At 73.2% G+C, this 16546-nt stretch carries 15 protein-coding genes; 6 read left to right on the forward strand and 9 right to left on the reverse strand.

What is annotated here, in order from left to right:
- Positions 1 to 69: 69 nt before the first annotated feature.
- Complete coding sequence (locus ACFYM2_RS00495) at positions 70 to 996, forward strand: cyclase family protein (protein WP_358994765.1); 927 nt, start codon at positions 70 to 72, stop codon at positions 994 to 996.
- Between the two features lie 275 nt (positions 997 to 1271).
- Here ACFYM2_RS00495 and ACFYM2_RS00500 read toward each other — a convergent pair whose 3' ends face one another.
- The 3 genes from ACFYM2_RS00500 to ACFYM2_RS00510 all read right to left on the reverse strand — a co-directional run bounded on the left by ACFYM2_RS00500 (position 1272) and on the right by ACFYM2_RS00510 (position 4251).
- Positions 1272 to 1793, reverse strand: a complete 522-nt coding sequence (locus ACFYM2_RS00500; protein WP_358994762.1) for an ATP-binding protein — start codon at positions 1791 to 1793, stop codon at positions 1272 to 1274.
- Positions 1794 to 2230: 437 nt separating this feature from the next.
- Complete coding sequence (locus ACFYM2_RS00505) at positions 2231 to 3088, reverse strand: acyl-CoA dehydrogenase family protein (RefSeq protein WP_358994759.1); 858 nt, start codon at positions 3086 to 3088, stop codon at positions 2231 to 2233.
- Positions 3088 to 4251: an acyl-CoA dehydrogenase family protein gene (locus tag ACFYM2_RS00510; RefSeq protein ID WP_388832161.1), complete on the reverse strand. Its 1164-nt coding sequence runs from the start codon at positions 4249 to 4251 to the stop codon at positions 3088 to 3090. Before ACFYM2_RS00510 ends, ACFYM2_RS00505 begins: the two co-directional genes overlap by 1 nt.
- A 216-nt stretch (positions 4252 to 4467) precedes the next feature.
- Between ACFYM2_RS00510 and ACFYM2_RS00515 the strand changes: the two genes are divergently transcribed.
- Together ACFYM2_RS00515 and ACFYM2_RS00520 are read left to right on the forward strand one after the other, a co-directional pair.
- Positions 4468 to 6012 (forward strand): class I adenylate-forming enzyme family protein, encoded by a 1545-nt coding sequence (locus ACFYM2_RS00515; protein WP_388832164.1) that lies wholly within the window; start codon positions 4468 to 4470, stop codon positions 6010 to 6012.
- A gap of 58 nt (positions 6013 to 6070) precedes the next feature.
- Positions 6071 to 7015, forward strand: a complete 945-nt coding sequence (locus ACFYM2_RS00520) for a phosphatidylinositol-specific phospholipase C domain-containing protein (RefSeq protein ID WP_358994753.1) — start codon at positions 6071 to 6073, stop codon at positions 7013 to 7015.
- 43 nt (positions 7016 to 7058) lie between these two features.
- Here the strand turns inward: ACFYM2_RS00520 and ACFYM2_RS00525 are convergent, their stop codons facing one another.
- Both ACFYM2_RS00525 and ACFYM2_RS00530 read right to left on the reverse strand, forming a co-directional pair.
- A complete protein-coding gene (locus ACFYM2_RS00525) occupies positions 7059 to 7607 on the reverse strand; it encodes an EF-hand domain-containing protein (protein WP_350231008.1) in 549 nt (182 codons plus the stop codon).
- Positions 7608 to 7718: 111 nt separating this feature from the next.
- On the reverse strand, positions 7719 to 8093 hold the full coding sequence (locus ACFYM2_RS00530; RefSeq protein WP_350231009.1) for an STAS domain-containing protein: 375 nt from the start codon (positions 8091 to 8093) through the stop codon (positions 7719 to 7721).
- Between the two features lie 210 nt (positions 8094 to 8303).
- Here ACFYM2_RS00530 and ACFYM2_RS00535 point away from each other — a divergent pair, with 210 nt between their 5' ends.
- Together ACFYM2_RS00535 and ACFYM2_RS00540 are read left to right on the forward strand one after the other, a co-directional pair.
- A complete protein-coding gene (locus tag ACFYM2_RS00535) occupies positions 8304 to 8882 on the forward strand; it encodes a sigma-70 family RNA polymerase sigma factor (RefSeq protein ID WP_350231010.1) in 579 nt (192 codons plus the stop codon).
- An 8-nt stretch (positions 8883 to 8890) separates the two neighbouring features.
- The gene (locus ACFYM2_RS00540; RefSeq protein WP_388459825.1) at positions 8891 to 10273 is read left to right on the forward strand and encodes a zf-HC2 domain-containing protein; all 1383 of its coding nucleotides are present in this window, start codon (positions 8891 to 8893) and stop codon (positions 10271 to 10273) included.
- A 66-nt stretch (positions 10274 to 10339) separates the two neighbouring features.
- On the opposite strand, the gene purU is transcribed toward ACFYM2_RS00540, so the two are convergent.
- Together purU and ACFYM2_RS00550 are read right to left on the reverse strand one after the other, a co-directional pair.
- Positions 10340 to 11191: a formyltetrahydrofolate deformylase gene (gene purU / locus ACFYM2_RS00545; RefSeq protein WP_358994748.1), complete on the reverse strand. Its 852-nt coding sequence runs from the start codon at positions 11189 to 11191 to the stop codon at positions 10340 to 10342.
- A gap of 79 nt (positions 11192 to 11270) precedes the next feature.
- Entirely contained in the window at positions 11271 to 11708 is a 438-nt protein-coding gene (locus ACFYM2_RS00550; RefSeq protein ID WP_388832167.1) for a hypothetical protein, read from the reverse strand.
- A gap of 182 nt (positions 11709 to 11890) precedes the next feature.
- Between ACFYM2_RS00550 and ACFYM2_RS00555 the strand changes: the two genes are divergently transcribed.
- On the forward strand, positions 11891 to 13270 hold the full coding sequence (locus ACFYM2_RS00555) for an ABC transporter substrate-binding protein (protein WP_388832170.1): 1380 nt from the start codon (positions 11891 to 11893) through the stop codon (positions 13268 to 13270).
- Between the two features lie 63 nt (positions 13271 to 13333).
- Here ACFYM2_RS00555 and ACFYM2_RS00560 read toward each other — a convergent pair whose 3' ends face one another.
- A complete protein-coding gene (locus ACFYM2_RS00560) occupies positions 13334 to 14977 on the reverse strand; it encodes a hypothetical protein (protein WP_388832173.1) in 1644 nt (547 codons plus the stop codon).
- A 112-nt stretch (positions 14978 to 15089) separates the two neighbouring features.
- Entirely contained in the window at positions 15090 to 16472 is a 1383-nt protein-coding gene (locus ACFYM2_RS00565; RefSeq protein ID WP_358994742.1) for a transcriptional regulator, read from the reverse strand.
- Positions 16473 to 16546 lie beyond the last annotated feature (74 nt).

The raw sequence follows: 16546 nt of genomic DNA on the forward strand, positions 1-16546 counted from the left end.
GGTTTCTGACGGACCGTTAGATTCTTGTCCGGCCGGATACCCCACCACAAGCCCCCGGGAGGGACGCGTATGCCACTGCCGCCCGAGTTCCACGAGATCGCCCGCCGCGTGAACAACTGGGGGCGCTGGGGGGCCGAGGACGAGAGGGGCACGCTCAACCTCATCACCGACGCCGTCGTGCGCGAGGCCGTCGCGGGCGTGCGCGACGGGCGACGCGTCCCGCTCGCGCTGCCGCTGCGGCAGGACGGCGTGCAGACCGGCGTCATCCCGGGCCGGATCAACCCGCTGCACACCATGGTGCAGATCAACCAGGAACTCTTCGGCCCGGACACCGTCGCGTGCAGCGACGACGCGGTGACGTTCGGGCTCCAGGCGGCCACGCACTGGGACGCGCTGACCCATGTCTCGCACTCGGGCAAGCTCTACAACGGCCGCCCCGCCGCCACCATCACCCCGCACGGCGGCGCCGAGTTCAGCGGCATCGACAAGTTCGGCCCCGTCGTCTCGCGCGGGGTGCTTCTCGACGTCGCCCGCGCCAAGGGGCTCGACCGCCTGGACGGCGGCCACGCGGTCACCCCCGAGGACCTGGCCGATGCGGAGGAGTTCGCGGGGGTCACGGTGCGCGCCGGCGACATCGTCCTCGTACGGACCGGGCAGGTCCAGGTGTATCTGGCCGGGGACCGGCACGGGTACGGCTACCCCTCGCCCGGGCTCTCCGTGCGCACGCCCGAGTGGTTCCACGCGCGCGATGTCGCGGCGGTCGCCAACGACACCCTCACGTTCGAGATCTTCCCGCCGGAGATCGAGGACCTGTGGCTGCCGGTGCACGCGCTCGACCTGGTCGAGATGGGCATGCCGCAGGGCCAGAACTGGAACCTGGAGGAGCTGTCACGGGCCTGCGCGCAGGCCTCGCGCCACACCTTCCTGCTGAGCGCCATGCCCGAGCCGTTCGTCGGCGGCACGGGGACCCCCGTCGCCCCGGTGGCCATCCTGTAGCCGGGCTCCCCGACGGCCGGGGCGGGGCCTTCACGGGTGGCGGCGGCGGGTGCGCGCCCCGAGCACGGCACCGACGCCGCCACCCCGGCACCGGCGGACCGGCTCCGCTCCCCACTTGGTGCGCGAGGAGCCTCGCCCTGGTGGAGCCGACGCCGTGCCGCGACCCGCACTCGCCGAGGCCGTGCGGAGTCCTCGGCGTCCCCTCGCGTCGAATCGCTCATCCCAGGGTGATCAGAGTGCCACCACCCGTCAACACCTGCCGGGCACTTCACCACTTATGCCCTATTGGTGACGGCGCGCGGGGGCACATACGTCATGTTCTCGCACGCCCCGTCCGTGCGCCCCGTGTGCTCCTTGAGCCCCGAATGCCTCGAAAGCTCCGGACCCGGCTGTCTGCCGGGCGTGGCGCGGTCCACCTCGCACCAGATGGACTTGCCCACCCCCTCGGGCCGCCAGCCCCACCGGTCGGCGAGCCCGTCGACGAGTTCGAGGCCGCGCCCGTTGGTGTCGTCGCCCTGCGCGTGGCGCGGCTCGGGCGGCCGACAGCTGACGTCACACACCTCGACCCGTACGGTGCCGCACTCGGCGGGACCCAGCCGCATCCGCAGCACCGCCGGCCGGCCCGTGTGCACCACGGCGTTGGTGACGAGTTCCGAGATCAGCAGGATCAACGTCTCGGCGACCGGCTCGTCGAGCCCTATACCGCAGCCCGCCAGCCGTGAGCGGGCCCACCTGCGGGCCCGGCCCACCTCGGCGGGATCGGGACCGACCTCCAACTGAACCTGAAGCACCTGCACCGTTCACACCATCCGAACCGGCGGACACATCGCCTCGCGCCTCACAGGACCACCAACGGGGTCACGGAACGTGATTCCCGTGCGAGACAGCATGGTTGACGTACAGTCACCGCAACAAGCGCTTCGGGCATATTCCAGCGCGAAGGAGTATGCGTGGTGCATACTGTGCGGCTCACGTCGCGGGGTACCGAACGGGGGCGCGCGGGACGCCTCCGCGCGGTGTCTGCGGCGTGCGTTCCCAGGCCCGGGGCCGCCGCACCGGCACCACCGGGAGAACCGCGCCACACCACCACTCGCATCCCACGGAGAGTACCGGAGAGCGCCCCGGCTCCGGCTCGTGACGAGTGCGCCGGGCCCCCGGCCGCCCACGCACCGTGACCACTCACCGTACGCAGCCGGGCGACTCCGGCACTTGACCCCCGGCGCCTGCGGGCGCCCTACAGGGCCGCCGCCAGAACCTCGGCCGCCTCCTTGGCCGACTGCCACTGCTCGGCCCGCACCCAGGCCCGCTTGAGGTGCAGATGGACCTCGGCCTCCCAGGTGAAGCCCATGCCGCCGTGCACCTGGAGGCAGTCGCGCGCGCCGCGCACGGCCGCCTCGTCGGCGAGGAGTTTGGCCCCGGCGATCTCGTACGGGTCCTGGGTGACGGCCGCCGCGTACACCGCCGCACGCGCCACCTCCGTGCGTACGAGCATGTCGGCGCAGAGGTGTTTCACGGCCTGGAACGCGCCGATCGGCTGCCCGAACTGGGCGCGGCTCCTGGCGTGTTGCACCGCGAGCTCGGTGCTTCGGGACGCGCTGCCCACCTGTTCGGCGGCGGCGAGCAGGGCCGCTTCGGGCACGTACGTACGGGTTCCGCGCGTACGGTGCAGGGGGGTCAGGGGGTCGACCGAACGCAGCGCGACGGCGCCCTCGGCGTCCCCCTGGACGTGGTCGGCCTCCGCGAGCCAGCCGACGAGGGGGCCGTCCACCCGGGTCACCACGGACTCCCCGGTGGCCGCGCCGGGTTCGGTGCCGGCGGCCAGATGGGTCGCCACCAGCGGGCCGGGCAGCAGGGCCCGTCCCGCCTCCTCGAACACGAGTGCCGCGTCGGCGAGCGTGAGGCCGACGCCGCCCTCGCGCTCGGGCAGCCGCAGCGCGAAGAAGCCCGCCTCCCCCAGCGCCCTCCACAGCTCCCGGTCGAGCGCGGGCCGCTCCACGGCCGCGCGCAGCGCCGCGTGGTCCAGGCGCGCCGCCAGGAGGTCGCGCATGGCCGCCTGCAACGCCCGCTGCTCCGCAGTGAGTTGGAAGTCCATCAGCGCCCCTTGGGGAGGCCGAGGATGCGCTCGGCGACGATGTTCCGCTGGATCTGCGAGGTGCCGGCGGCGATCGTGTAGGAGAGCGAGGAGAGCCGGTCCAGGGTCAGGGCGCGGCCGAGGTCGAGCGCGTCGGGCCCAAGGACGCGGGCCGCGGTTTCGTACAGCTCCTGACGTGCGTGCGAATAGCGGAGCTTGAAGACGGAACCGCCGACCCCCGGGGCGCCGCCGGCGCGTGTGGACGCGCTCACGTTCCACTGGGTGAGCCGCCACAACGCCGTGAACTCGGCGTGCAGGGCGCCCAGTTGGCGTCGGGTCTCGTCGTCGTCCCAGGCGCCGTTGCGTTTGGCGGTCGCGGCCAGTTCGGTCAGCGTCCTGCGACAGGCGACCACCTCCCCCACGAAGGCCGTGCCGCGTTCGAAGGCCAGCGTCACCATGGTGACCCGCCAGCCGTCGTTCTCCGCGCCGACCCGGTGGGCGACGGGCACCCGCACCTCGTCCAGGAACACCTCGGCGAACTCCGCCGAGCCGGCCAGGGTGCGCAGCGGACGGACCGTGATGCCGGGCGCGTCCATCGGCAGGGCGAGCCAGGTGATGCCCCGGTGCTTGGGCACGGACGCGTCGATGGGCGCGGTGCGCACCAACAGCTCGCACCAGTCGGCGACTTCGGCGTGCGAGGTCCAGATCTTCGAGCCCGTCACCACGTAGTCGTCGCCGTCGCGGACCGCCCGGGTGCGCAGCGCGGCCAGGTCGGAGCCCGCGTCGGGTTCGCTGAAGCCCTGGCACCAGATCTCGTCGCCGCGCAGTACCGGCGGCAGCCAGCGGGCCCGCTGTTCGGGGGTGCCTTCGGCGGCGATGGTGGGGCCCGCGTGCAGCAGCCCGACGAAGTTCGCGCCCACGTAGGGGGCGCCCGCCCTCTCGGTCTCCTCCAGGTAGATGAGGTGCTGCGTGGGCGTGGCGCCCCGCCCCCCGGCCGCCACGGGCCAGTGCAGCCCCGCGTACCCGGCGTCGTACAGCATCCGCTGCCAGCCCGTGTCGTACGCCCTGCGGGCCGGCCAGTCGGACGGGTCGGGCCTGGGCGGCAGCCGGGGCAGCGCCTTCGCGAGCCAGTCACGCAGGCGGGACCTGAAGGCCTCTTCCTCCTCAGTGTAGGTGAGGTCCATCAGCGGGCGTGGGCGGTGCCGGGGGCCATGGCGCGCGGCAGTCCGGACACGCGCGGTTCGGGCAGTTCAGTCAGTCCGGGCAGTTCAGTCATGGGGATTTCCTCCGCTGACCTGATGGGCCGTCAGGCAGCAGGCTAGCCTCCGCGCCTCTGGACCAGCAAGGAGTGGGGGCCTACGCTCTGCGCAGATCTGACGGTACGTCAGTTAGGGGCGGACATGAGCGTCGTGACCGGCACCGCACAGGCACTGGAGTCCTCGCGCACGCTCTGGGAGCTGATCGAGCGCCGCGCCGCACTCACCCCTCGGCGTCCGGCTCTGCTCCAGGGCGACCGCGTCCTCACCTTCGGCGCCCTGCGCGAGCGCTGCGAGCGGGCGGCGGCCGGCCTGTACGGCATGGGAGTGCGGCCCGGGACCGTGGTGGCCTGGCAGCTGCCGACCCGTATCGAGACGGTGATCCTGTCGTTCGCGCTCGCCCGGCTCGGCGCGGTGCAGTCGCCCTTGATCCCCTTCTCCCGCGACCGCGAGGCCGGCTTCGCGCTGCGGGAGTCCGGGGCGGAGTTCTTCGCGGTGCCCGGCGTCTGGCGCGGCTTCGACCACACCGCGATGGCACGCCGGCTCGGCGCGCGGGGCGTGTTCGAGGCGTACGACCACCTGCCCGACGGCGACCCGGGGGTGCTGCCGCCGGCGCCACGGGACGGTACGTCCGTGCGGTGGATCTACTGGACGTCGGGGACGACGTCCGACCCCAAGGGCGTGCTGCACACCGACCGTTCGCTGATCGCGGGCGGCTCGTGCCTGGCGGGCGCCCTGCGCCTGTCGGAGGCCGACGTCGGCTCCATGGCGTTCCCCTTCGCCCACATAGCCGGGCCCGACTACACCGTGATGCTGCTGCTCCACGGCTTCCCCGCCGTCCTGTTCGAACACTTCGCGCTGCCGGACGCGCTGGCGGAGTACCGGCGCCACGGGGTCACCGTGGCCGGCGGCTCGACCGCGTTCTACTCGATGTTCCTGGCCGAGCAGCGCAAGCGGCCCGGTGAGCGGATCATCCCCACCCTGCGGCTGCTCGCGGGCGGCGGGGCGCCGAAGCCGCCGGAGGTCTACCACGCGGTCGTACGCGAGATGGGCGTACAGCTCACCCACGGGTACGGCATGACCGAGGTCCCGATGATCACCATGGGCGACCCCGAGGACACCCCCGAGAACCTGGCCGCCACCGAGGGCCGGCCCCCGGCCGGCATGGAGATCCGCGTCACCGACCGGGCGGGCGGGCCGCTCGCGCCCGGGGTGGACGGCGAGGTGCGGCTGCGCGGCGACGCCGTGTGCCGGGGTTATCTCGACCCCGCCCAGTCGAGGGCGGCCTTCGACGCGGACGGGTTCCTGCTCACCGGGGACGTGGGGCACGTGCGGGAGTCGGGGCACCTCGTCCTGACCGGGCGGATCAAGGACATCATCATTCGCAAGGGCGAGAACATCTCGGCGAAGGAGATCGAGGACCTGCTGCACACGCACCCGGACGTGGGGGACGCCGCTGTGATAGGCCTGCCGGACGCCGAGCGGGGGGAATTGGTGTGCGCGGTCGTCGAACAGCCGCCGGGCACACGGGAGTTGACGCTCGCCGGGATCACTGCGCACTTGCGGGCCCAGGGGCTCTCGGCGCACAAGTTGCCCGAGCGGCTTGAGGTAGTGGAGGCGCTGCCGAGGAACGAGACGCTGCGGAAGGTGGTGAAATCCACGTTGCGCCGGCGGTTCGGCGGGGCATGACCCTGGGGCCCGCCACCCCTCTGGGGTGGCCCTGCCGCTCTCCCCCAAGGACGGACCGATGGAACTCACTCGCAGACACCTCATACTCGGCGCCGGCGCGGTCTCCGCCGCCGCGCTCCTGCCCGGCACCGCGCGCGCCGCCGTGCGCCCCCGCGCGAGCGCGGACCCGGCCCACTGGATGGCCGCGCTGCCCGACAGCCTCTCCCTGCTGCGGATGACCATCCCCGGCACCCATGACTCGTGCTGCACCGACCCGAACAACGGCACCGAGTGGTCGCACACCCAGAACTGGGGTCTGACCCAGCAGTTGCAGGAGGGCATCCGGTTCTTCGACATCCGGGCCAACGGGCTCCAGGGCCATCTCGACGACGCGTTCGGGATCTACCACGCCGGCTACTACCAGGGCATGACGTTCGGCGACGTCCTGACCCAGAGCGCGGCCTTCCTCGACAGCCACCCCGGTGAAGTCCTGCTGATGCGGCTGAAGAAGGAGAGCGGGACCAAGAACGAGGTCGGCGCCAACTTCAAGAACGTACTGAACGTCTATCTGGACCAGAAGGGCTGGCGTTCCCGCTTCCTGCTCACCGACCGGGTGCCCACGCTCGGTGAGGCACGCGGGAAGATCGTCCTCATCGCCCAGTTCGACAACGACTGGCCGGTGCTCCAATGGCCCGGCGGCGACAACGACTTCCTGTCCAACCAGTACATCAAGCTCCAGGACGTCTACCAGGGCCTGTCCTGGCCGTCGAAGAAGACCGCCAAGGTCACCCAGCAGTTCGACAACGCCTTCTACGACCAGGACTCCGCGCAGCTGTACATCAACTTCACCAGCTACGCGGGCGGCGGCTGGCCCAAGGTCAACGCGGACGCGATCATGCCGGGCGTGCAGGGCTATCTGAACGCGCGCCTGAGCGAGCGGACCCATCTGGGCGTCGTCCCGATGGACTTCCCCGACTTCCACGCGGACACGCTGCGCACCCTGATCGACTGGAACTGGCACTGACCTCCGCGCCCCGGGTCCGGGCCGAACCGGGCGCGGCCCCCGCTCAGGGCATCGTCGTGAAGTAGGCGGCGAAGGCGGCCACCGCGTCCGGCTCCGTGACGCGGCCGTCGGCGTCCTTGTCCAGGGTCACGGCGACCTCCGCCGCGACCCCGGGCTCGACGCCGAGCGCCCGCAGCGCGCGCTCGGCGTCGGCCACGGCCACCGTGCCGGCGCCCGCCGTGTCGGCCACCGCGAACGCGGCGTGCAGGAAGGGGCGTGCGATCTCGGTGAAGCCGCTGGTGCGGTCCCGCAGCCGTTTGAGCGCGCCCCCCACGAACTCCTTGCGCGTGACCCGCTGGTCGCCGTCCACGTCCGCGATCCCGGCGAGCCCCTGCCACAGCGCCTCCGCGCCGCCGTACAGGGCCTGCCCCTTGTCGCAGCGGGCGGTCGTGCCGAACTCGGCGAGCAGGGCCGCCGCCGCGGTCGAGAAGTCCTCGCGGTCGATCCAGCCGTTGCCGTCCTGGTCGAAGGAGGCGAAGCGGGCCGCCACCCTCCGCTCGTACTCGCCGCTGTCGGGACCTGCTGCGCTGTCTGGGCTGTCCATACTGGCCATGGCCAGAGCGTACGACTCCTGGTGCCCGCGCGCGGGGGATACGGCGACGTGTGCCACGGGCGGGGGACGGCGGCGCTGCGGCGCTGGGGGGCCCGCGTCGCCGCGTCCGGCTTACGCGGAGAGGGGTTCGGCCAGGTCGTCGGAGGCGGAGTTCACGTCCCCGTACACCGCGAACAGCCGGCGTACACCCAGCGCGGCGAGCACCTTGTTCACATGGCTGCCGTCCAGGGCGCCGCGGGCCGGCAGGATCAGCCGGAGCCGGCCCTGGCAGGAACGCATCAGGCGGCGCGCCGCGATGAGCACGCCCACACCGCTCGAATCGCAAAAACGCACCCCCGACAGGTCGAGGACCAGATCCCTGCGGCCCTCGGCGACCGCCTCGTGCACCTGGCGGCGCAGTCGGGGCGAGGTGACCAGATCCAGCTCACCGCTGACCCGCAGCACCGTCCACGTGCCCTGCTCGGACTCGTCCACTCTCAGCGTCACGCCACTGGTCCCTCTCTGTGCTGCCCTGTCCCCCCAGGCGCGGCTGCCCATGCCCACCCACGCGAAACGCGGCCATTACCACCAACTGGCTCGTCGGGGGCGCACTTGGCGCAAACCTCCGCGCATTGTCAGCCCGTCGCATTACATTCGTAGGTACGCACAGACGGGCGCACAGGGGCACAGCACGCGGACGACAGGGTGGGGGAGCCTATGCCGAAGGACGCACCACCTCGGTGGGACCGCCGGATGCAGCAGCGGCTCGCGCGCGGCGAGGCGGCCGCGCTCGGTGAGCTCTACGACCGGTTCGCCTCCCTGGTGCACAGCCTCGCCCAGCGCGTGCTCAGCGACGAGGACGCGGCGGACCAGATCACCCGCGAGGTCTTCGGTTACGTCTGGGAGAACCCGGACGCCTACGATCCCAAGCTGGGCTCGATGCGGTCCTGGGTCGCCAAGCTCACCCAGCGCCAGGCCGTGCGGCGGCTGCGCCAGGCGGAGGCGTCCTCGTGCGGCGAGGGCGGGTGCTCGACGGAGGAGCTTGAGCTGAAGGTGCGGCGCGCGTCGGCGGCGGCGCGCGCGGACTACATCGTGACGTCCATGCCCGCGCCGCTGCGGGCCGCCCTTGAGCTGGCCTATTTCCAGCGCCGCGACTACCGGCAGGCGGCCGCCGACCTCAGCATCACCGAGGACGAGGCGCGCCGGCGCCTGCGGCTCGGGCTTCAGCTGCTGTCCTCGGCCAACACCCGGCCGCCGCAGGGAGCCGCGCCGCCCGGATACGGACGGGCGCTGTGACCGGGCCCATGGAGCAGGGCGAGCCGGTGCCCGACGACGGGCACACCCCGCGCATACCGGCACCGCGCTCGGCCGGCGACGACCTCACGGGCCCCGGCACGTTCGTCCCCGCACCGCGCGATCCGGACGCCGGGGCGGGGGCCGCCCCGGTGCGGGCCGATGACCCGGGGCCCGGCCGCGCTCAGGAGCCCGCCCCCGCGCGGGCCGAGGCGGACGCCGGGGCCGGGGGCGTGGCCGACGCCGGGATCGGGGCCAAGAGCCTGGGCGTGAGCCAGGGGCCGCCCTCGCACACCGTGCTCAAGTCGCTGCTCGGGGCCTGGGCGCTCGCCGCGTGTTCCGCCGAGGAGACCGACGCCGTGGAAGCGCACCTCACCGAGTGCGCGCCCTGCGCGGACGAGGCGCTGCGGCTGCGGGACGCGGTGGGCCTGCTCCAGGCCGAGCGGAGCCTCGACCTGGACCCGATGCTGCGCGCCCGCGTCCTGGAGAACTGCCTGGGCCGGCGTCCGGCCCGTATCCCGGTGCCGGCCTGGGCGGCGCCGTACGACGCCGAGACCGCCCGGCTCGACGCGCTGCTCAACGACTTCGGGGACGCCGAATGGCACGCGCCGGTGCGCCTGAAATGGTTCGAGGACGACCGGCCGGCCAGCCGCAGGACGACGGTCGCCGGGGTCATCGGGCATCTGATGACCGTCGACGCGATGGTCGCCACCGCGCTCGGTCTTGACGAGCCGGTGCCGATGGACCCCGAGGACGCGGCGTCGGCGGCCGGGCCCACCGCGCGCACCGAGGCACTGTGGCGGGCCGCGCGGTACCCGCTGACCCGCACGGTCCGCGAGCCCTGGCGCGAGCAGTCCCACACGCTGATCCGCACGGTGTCCTTCGCGGGCGGCGGCTCGGCCGAACCGGACGTCGCCTGTGGGGAGTTCGCCCTGCCGGTGCGGGACGCGATGCTGGACCGGGCCTTCGAGTGCTGGATCCACGCGGGTGACATCGCCGATGCCGTGGACTATCCCTACGATCCGCCGTCCGGCGCGCATCTGCACCGCATGATCGACCTGGCGGTACGGGTCCTGCCCGCCACGCTCGCGGGCCGCCGCAGGGCCGGGCTCGCCTCGCCGCCGCGCGGGCTTGTCGCGGCGGGCTCCCCGGGGCGTTCGCTGCGTCTGGAGATCGAGGGCGTGGGCGGCGGCGACTGGCACATCGCGCTCGACTCGCCGGCCGCCCTGGCCTCGCCCGCGCACGAGGTGGCCCATGTGGCCCTGGACGGCGTGGAGTTCTGCAAGCTGGCCGCGGGCCACGTACCGCCCGAGGAGGCGGCGGCCGGTCAGCTGGGCGACCGCGAAGCCATCAGCGACGTCCTGTTCGCGGCCGCGTCACTGAGCCGGCTGTGAGCGGGGGCGCGGCCCGGGGCCGAAGGCCGCGCCCGTCCGCCCCCGCCCCCGCCGCCGGGCGCCGCGTCAGGCGAAGACGACCGTACGGCGCCCGTTGAGCAGGATGCGGTGCTCGGCGTGCCACTTCACCGCCCGCGCGAGGGCCTGGCACTCCACGTCGCGGCCGATCGCGACGAGCTGGGCGGGAGTGACGTCGTGCGCGACGCGCTCCACCTCCTGCTCGATGATCGGCCCCTCGTCGAGGTCGGCCGTCACATAGTGCGCGGTCGCGCCGATCAGCTTCACGCCGCGCGCGTGCGCCTGGTGATAGGGCTTGGCGCCCTTGAAACTCGGCAGGAACGAGTGGTGGATGTTGATGATCCGGCCACTGAGCCGGTTGCACAGGTCGTCCGAGAGCACCTGCATGTACCGGGCGAGCACCACCAGCTCCACCCGCTCCTCGCGCACGAGCTCCACCAGGCGCGCCTCGGCCGCGGCCTTGGTGTCCTTGGTGACCGGGATGTGGTGGAAGGGCACGTGGTAGGAGGCGACGAGCTCGGCGAAGTCGGTGTGGTTGGAGACGACCGCCGCGATCTCCACGGGCAGCGCGCCCGACTGCGCGCGGAACAGCAGGTCGTTGAGGCAGTGTCCGAACTTCGACACCATCAGGATGATCCGCATCCGCTCCTCGGGGCGGTGGATCCCCCAGTCCATCTGGAAGGAGTCGCCGACGGCGGCGAAGCTGGCGCGCAGCTTGTCGACGGTCACCGGGGCCTCGGCCGAGAAGTGGACGCGCATGAAGAACAGACCGGTGTCACGGTCGCCGAACTGCTGACTGTCCTCGATGTTGCAGCCCGTGATGAACAGATAGCTCGACACGGCATGCACGATGCCCTGTTTGTCCGGACAGGAGAGCGTGAGGACGTACTGGTCAGTCATCCAGGAAGGATGCCACACCAGCGCCCTCCGGCTCCTGGCCGACCAGGATCCGGACCCCTCGGGCCCCGGGCGGAACGGATCAGGCCGAGCGGGTCAGGATCCTCAGCACGTCGAGCGAGCGCGGCGGCGCGTCGGGGTCCTCGCCGTCGCTCTCCGCGAGCCGTACGTGCGCCTCGCGCGCCGCCCGCACGGCCTCCGGCCAGGCCTCGTGGGCGAGGTAGGCGGAGACCGGGGCGTCCGCGCCGACCTGGTGCATGATCCGCAGGACCCGCAGCACGGCGGCGTCCACCAGGGCCGCCTCCCCGGAGTCGCGGAAGATCGTGCCGACGTATTTCTCCGCCGACCAGTTGTCCAGCCAGGTGTCCTCGACGAGCCGGTACACGGCGTCGGTGACGTCCCCGAACCCTTCGCGCCCGGCCAGCCAGGTCTCCTCGTGGAAGACGGGGTCGGAGAGCATGTGCAGCGCGGACCGTACGTGCGTACGCCAGCGCCACCACGGCATGTCATTCAACGGCATGCCGCCCATGGTGGAGGAGCGACGGCCGCGACGGGAAGAGCCTGCTGAACCTTGCTGCACGTTTTCGATCGTACGTTCCCCCCGACGTCCGCTCGATCGGCCCCCGCAATTCACCCGTTCCTCACCCTGCGTTGAGGCACGCTCACAACTGCGTTACCCCTGGCCCGGAAGGGTGCGGGCCCATGACCGGTTACGGATGGCGGCGCCGTGGGGGTCCGGACCGGCCCCGCCGCTCGATCAGCTCGTCGGCCCGGCCGGGCCCGGCGCGTTCGTCCGGCACGACGGCCACCGTGTTCGTCACGTGCTCGGCGGTGGGCGCCGCCCTGCTGGCCGGCTGCGGTGTGCTCCCTGGGGTCTCGGGGGGCTCCAGGGAGCCCATCACCGTCATGACCTGGGCCCCCGACGGCACCTCCGCCACCAACGCCCCCGGCATGCCCGCCATGGCCGAGGCCTTCGCGCGCTGGGTGAACGCGGCCGGCGGCATCGACGGCCACCGGCTCACCGTGCTCACCTGCAACGAGCACAACACCGACGACGGCGCGTCCGACTGCGCGCGGCGCGCGGTGAAGGAGCACGCGGTCGCCGTCGTCGGCTCCTACAGCCAGTACGACAACGCCTTCATCCCCCCGCTCGAAGTCGCCGGCATCCCCTACCTCGGGGGATACGGCATCTCCGACCGCGAGTTCACCAGCGCGCTCTCCTACCCCGTCAACGGCGGCCAGGCCGCGCTCATCGCGGGCAGCGGGCAGCAGCTCGCCGCCGAGTGCGGGCCGGTCTCCCTGGTACGGCCCGACACCCTCGCCGGTGACGTCCTGCCCACGCTGCTCAACGCCGGGCTGCTCGCCGCGCACCACGAGGCGGCCGCCGACATCCCCACCGCCGAGGACGCGGGCGACTACACCGCGGAGGCGCGCCGGGCGCTCGAACGGGCGGGGGCGGCGGACAGCGGCGCCGGACGCAAGGGATCGGGGCAGAAGGCGGGCAGGGGCTGTGTGACGGCCGTGCTCGGCGACCGCACCGAGACGTTCTTCGACTCCTTCCGGCGCGTGGCGAGCGACGGGCAGCTGCCTCGGGTGGCGTCCGTCATCGGCTCGGTCGGCCAGCCGCTGCTCGACCGCACCGGCGGCAAGGACGGCCCCTTCGAGGGCGCGTACGTCACCGGCTGGTACCCGGAGTCCGACGATCCGCGCTGGGAGCCGATGAAGAAGGTCATCAGGGAGCACGCCTTCGGGGACGACGCGATCGACGCCGCCGACGCCGGGGTGCAGACGACGTGGATCGCCTACACCGCCCTGAAGACGGTGGTGGAGTCCCTGCACAAGGACTCCGTGCGGGCCGTCGATCTGGTGCGCGCGCTCAACAAGGGCGTCACCGTGGACACCGGTGGCCTCACGCCCGTGCTGCGCTGGCGCTTCGAGGACATGCTCGCGGCCGCGGACTTCCCGCGCATCATCAACCGCCAGGTCACCTTCCAGGTGGTGCGCGAGGGGCGGCTGGTCGCCGTCAAGAAGGGCTTCACCGACGTGAGTTCGACCCTGGAGGCGTCCGCCGCCAACGGCTGAGCCGGGCGGGGCGGGGCGCTGGTCCGCGCCCCCGGGCGGCGGTCCGCGCCCCCGGGCGGCGCCCTAGAGCTGGGTGGCGCCGCGCTTGGTGAGGCCGTACTTGGTGGCGATCGCGTTCCAGAGCCCGGAGGCCTCCTGCTTGGACTTCGTCGCCTCGCCGCTCGCCTTGTCGCCCTCGCCCGCGTCCTTGGTGCGCTTGGCGTGGCCGTCCTTGCAGCCCTTGCCGTTGTCGGCGGCGACCGCGTCGGACCACGCCGCGTAGTGGTTGTCGGCGGCGGCCGAGGACTGCCAGGCCTTGCTGAGCGCCGCCGCCAGCTTGTCGTGGTCGGGCAGCTTGTCCAGGGAGAGCGCGCCGAGCCGGGTCACCAGGTCGCCGCGCTGCTTGGCGGCGCCGCGCAGCGAGGAGGACGCCTGGTCGAGCTTGTCGCACTTGCGGATGTCGGCGACCGCGCCGATCACCGCGTCGCGGCTGCTGCCGCTGTCGGCGAGCACCTTGTCGAGCGCCTGGGCCTGCGCCTTGGCCGGGTCGGCGTCGTCCCCCTTGGCGCCGGTGGCGCCGTTGACGGGCGAGCTGACGCCCGCGGGCTGCTTGTCGTCCTTCGTGTCGCCGCCGCTCAGCAGGGCGCCCGCGCCGAGCCCGATGACGGCGCAGCCCACGACCACACCGGCGATGAGCCCGACCGGTACCTTGCGCCGGGGCGGATCCGGCTCGTACGCGGAGTGCTGCCCGGCCGGGTCGTGCTGCGGGGGCTGCGCGCCGAACTGCGGCTGCGGCGGCTGGTAGGGGCTCTGCTGCTGCCGGTTGAGGGGCACGGAGGGGCCGAATCGGGGCAACTGCGCGCTCTCGGCGCCCTGTTGGGGCGAGCCGTCCGCCCGGAAGAGGCTGTCGAACTCGGCCGGGGGCTGCCGCTCGCCCGGCTCGCCCGGCCGTATCCCGTACGGGGCGTCCTGCGGGGCCGCCGGCACGGGCGCCATGACCTGGGTAGGGTCCGCGCCTCGGCCGGGGCCCTGGGCGCCGGGGAAGTGGGCTGGGCCGCCGGAGTGCTCGGGCGGCAGCGCGCCCGCGCCGCCCTGGACGGGGGCGAGGTACTGCGTGGCCTCGCCGCCCGGACCGCCCGGGGCGCCGGGTCCGTCGCCCGCCACCGGCGCGATGAACTGCGTCGCCTCGAAGTCCCCGGAACCGCCCGGGACCGGCGCGAGGTACTGCGTGGCGTCACCCGAGCCGCCGTGACCGCCGTGGCCGCCGTGACCACCCGGCACGGGCGCGATGAACTGCGTGGCCTCGCCGCCGAAGGCCCCGGCGCCGCCCGGCGCGTGAGCGATGTACTGCGTCGCCTCTGAGTCCCCGGACCCGGCCGGGACGGGCGCCAGGTACTGGGTGGCGTCACCCGAGCCGCCGTGACCCCCGTGACCGCCGTGACCGCCCGGCACCGGTGGGATGAACCGCGTCGCCTCCGCGTCGCGGCCACCGCTCTCGGGCGGCAGCGGCTGCCCGAAGGTGGCCGGCCCCCGAGGGGGCGCGGCGGGCGGCGGCGAGGCCTGGCCCTGGGGGCCCCAGGGCTGCTCCCACGACTGGGCTCCGGTCGGGGCGGGCAGCGGCTCCCCGGCGTGGGGAGCGCTCTGGTCGGCGGGCAGCACGACACCCTCGTGCACGGGCCGCACAGCCGGATGCTGCGGCTCGTCACCCTGTCGGCTCTGCTGCGTCACCGGAACTCCTGTACGTGGACCTAGGAATCGTCGGTTCACGCTACCGGGTCCCCCCACGCCCTTGCCAAGCCCTCCCACAACCCCCTGCTCAGGCGCCCTTGACGTCACGCGCTCAGGCTGCCTGCACCTCCAGGCGCTCCCCGAACTCCCGCACCGCCGGTTCGTCCGCGTACGGCTCAAGCCGCTCCTGGAAGTCCTCCAGGTAGTCCGCGCCCCGGTTGGAGCGCAGCGTGGACAGCAGGTCCACCGCCCGGGTGCCCGTCGCGCACGCCTGCTCGACCTCGCGCTGCTGCACCTGCGCGGTGGCCAGCAGGATCAGCCCGATGGCGCGGCGCCGCGCGCGCGTCTCGGGGTGGCCGGCCAGCGACTCGCGCGCACACCGGGCCGCGGCGTCCGCCTGCCCCAAGTCCCGGTGGCAGTGCGCGAGTTCGTCGGCGAGGTAGGCGTGGTCGAAGTGCGCGATCCAGGGCGGGTCGTCGCCCGAGTCCGGGTCCGCCGATTCCAGCGCGGTGAGCGCGCGGCCCGCCACGGCCTGGCAGGTGCGCGCGTCGCCGAGCAGCGCGTGCCCGCGCGCCTCGGCGGCGTAGAACATCGCCTCGGCGCGCGGTGTGACGCGGCCGCGCGCTCCTTCCTGTGCGGCGCGCGCCAGTTGGGCGATCTCGCGCGGATTGCCGAGCTGGGCGGCCAGGTGGCTCATGGAGGCCGCGAGCACATAGCCGCCGTAACCCCGGTCGTCGGCGGCCTGGGCGAGCCGCAGCGCCTGGATGTAGTAGCGCTGGGCGAGACCCGGCTGGCCGGTGTCGATGGCCATGTACCCCGCGAGTTCGGTGAGCCGGGCCACCGCGGCGAACAACTGCCGCCCCACGGACTCCCGGTAGGACCCGGCGAGCAGCCCCGACACGACGCTGTTGAGGTAGTGGACGACGACCGGCCGCACATGGCCGGAACCGAACCGGTGGTCCAGGTCGACGAGCGCGGACGTCATCGCCTTGACCGCCTCGACGTCGGCCCCGCCGACCCGCTGTCCCGCGCTGCGCGCGACCTGGCTGTCGGTGCCGGTGATCAGCCAGTCGCGGCTCGGCTCGACGAGCGCCGAGGCCGCCACGGTGGAACCGGACAGGAAGTCGCGGCGCCCCACGTCGCTGCGCCACAACTCGCAGACCTGCTCGATCGCGCCGAGCACGGTGGGCGAGAACTGGAGCCCCACCCCCGACGCGAGGTTCTTGCCGTTGGCCATCCCGATCTCGTCGATCGTGACCGTACGGCCCAGTTTGCGGCCGAGCGCTTCCGCGATGATGCCGGGCGCCCTCCCCCTGGGCTGCTGTCCGCGCAACCACCGCGCCACGGACGTCTTGTCGTAACGGAGGTCGAGACCGCGTTCCGCGCCGACCATGTTCACCCTGCGGGCGAGACCGGCGTTGGAGCATCCGGCTTCCTGAATGAGCGTCTGAAGTCGCTCGTTGGGCTGGCGGGCGACGAGAGGCCTGGCTGCCATGTGAACCCCCTGGTGCGGCTGTGATCAGCACCCTGATCTTTGCCCTGCGAATATGCAGAGAAACGAGGGGAATC

The sequence above is a fragment of the Streptomyces sp. NPDC006711 genome (assembly GCF_042869775.1).
Classification (GTDB): Bacteria; Actinomycetota; Actinomycetes; order Streptomycetales; family Streptomycetaceae; genus Streptomyces.

What these genes read in the sequence shown, in the direction of transcription:
- ACFYM2_RS00505 (WP_358994759.1), bottom strand. Translation starts at nt 3,088, where the DNA reads ATGGACTTCCAACTCACTGCGGAGCAGCGGGCGTTGCAGGCGGCCATG.
- ACFYM2_RS00520 (WP_358994753.1), top strand. Translation starts at nt 6,071, where the DNA reads ATGGAACTCACTCGCAGACACCTCATACTCGGCGCCGGCGCGGTCTCC.
- ACFYM2_RS00555 (WP_388832170.1), top strand. Translation starts at nt 11,891, where the DNA reads ATGACCGGTTACGGATGGCGGCGCCGTGGGGGTCCGGACCGGCCCCGC.
- ACFYM2_RS00525 (WP_350231008.1), bottom strand. Translation starts at nt 7,607, where the DNA reads ATGGCCAGTATGGACAGCCCAGACAGCGCAGCAGGTCCCGACAGCGGC.
- ACFYM2_RS00550 (WP_388832167.1), bottom strand. Translation starts at nt 11,708, where the DNA reads ATGCCGTTGAATGACATGCCGTGGTGGCGCTGGCGTACGCACGTACGG.
- purU (WP_358994748.1), bottom strand. Translation starts at nt 11,191, where the DNA reads ATGACTGACCAGTACGTCCTCACGCTCTCCTGTCCGGACAAACAGGGC.
- ACFYM2_RS00535 (WP_350231010.1), top strand. Translation starts at nt 8,304, where the DNA reads ATGCCGAAGGACGCACCACCTCGGTGGGACCGCCGGATGCAGCAGCGG.
- ACFYM2_RS00510 (WP_388832161.1), bottom strand. Translation starts at nt 4,251, where the DNA reads ATGGACCTCACCTACACTGAGGAGGAAGAGGCCTTCAGGTCCCGCCTG.
- ACFYM2_RS00540 (WP_388459825.1), top strand. Translation starts at nt 8,891, where the DNA reads ATGGAGCAGGGCGAGCCGGTGCCCGACGACGGGCACACCCCGCGCATA.
- ACFYM2_RS00495 (WP_358994765.1), top strand. Translation starts at nt 70, where the DNA reads ATGCCACTGCCGCCCGAGTTCCACGAGATCGCCCGCCGCGTGAACAAC.
- ACFYM2_RS00515 (WP_388832164.1), top strand. Translation starts at nt 4,468, where the DNA reads ATGAGCGTCGTGACCGGCACCGCACAGGCACTGGAGTCCTCGCGCACG.
- ACFYM2_RS00565 (WP_358994742.1), bottom strand. Translation starts at nt 16,472, where the DNA reads ATGGCAGCCAGGCCTCTCGTCGCCCGCCAGCCCAACGAGCGACTTCAG.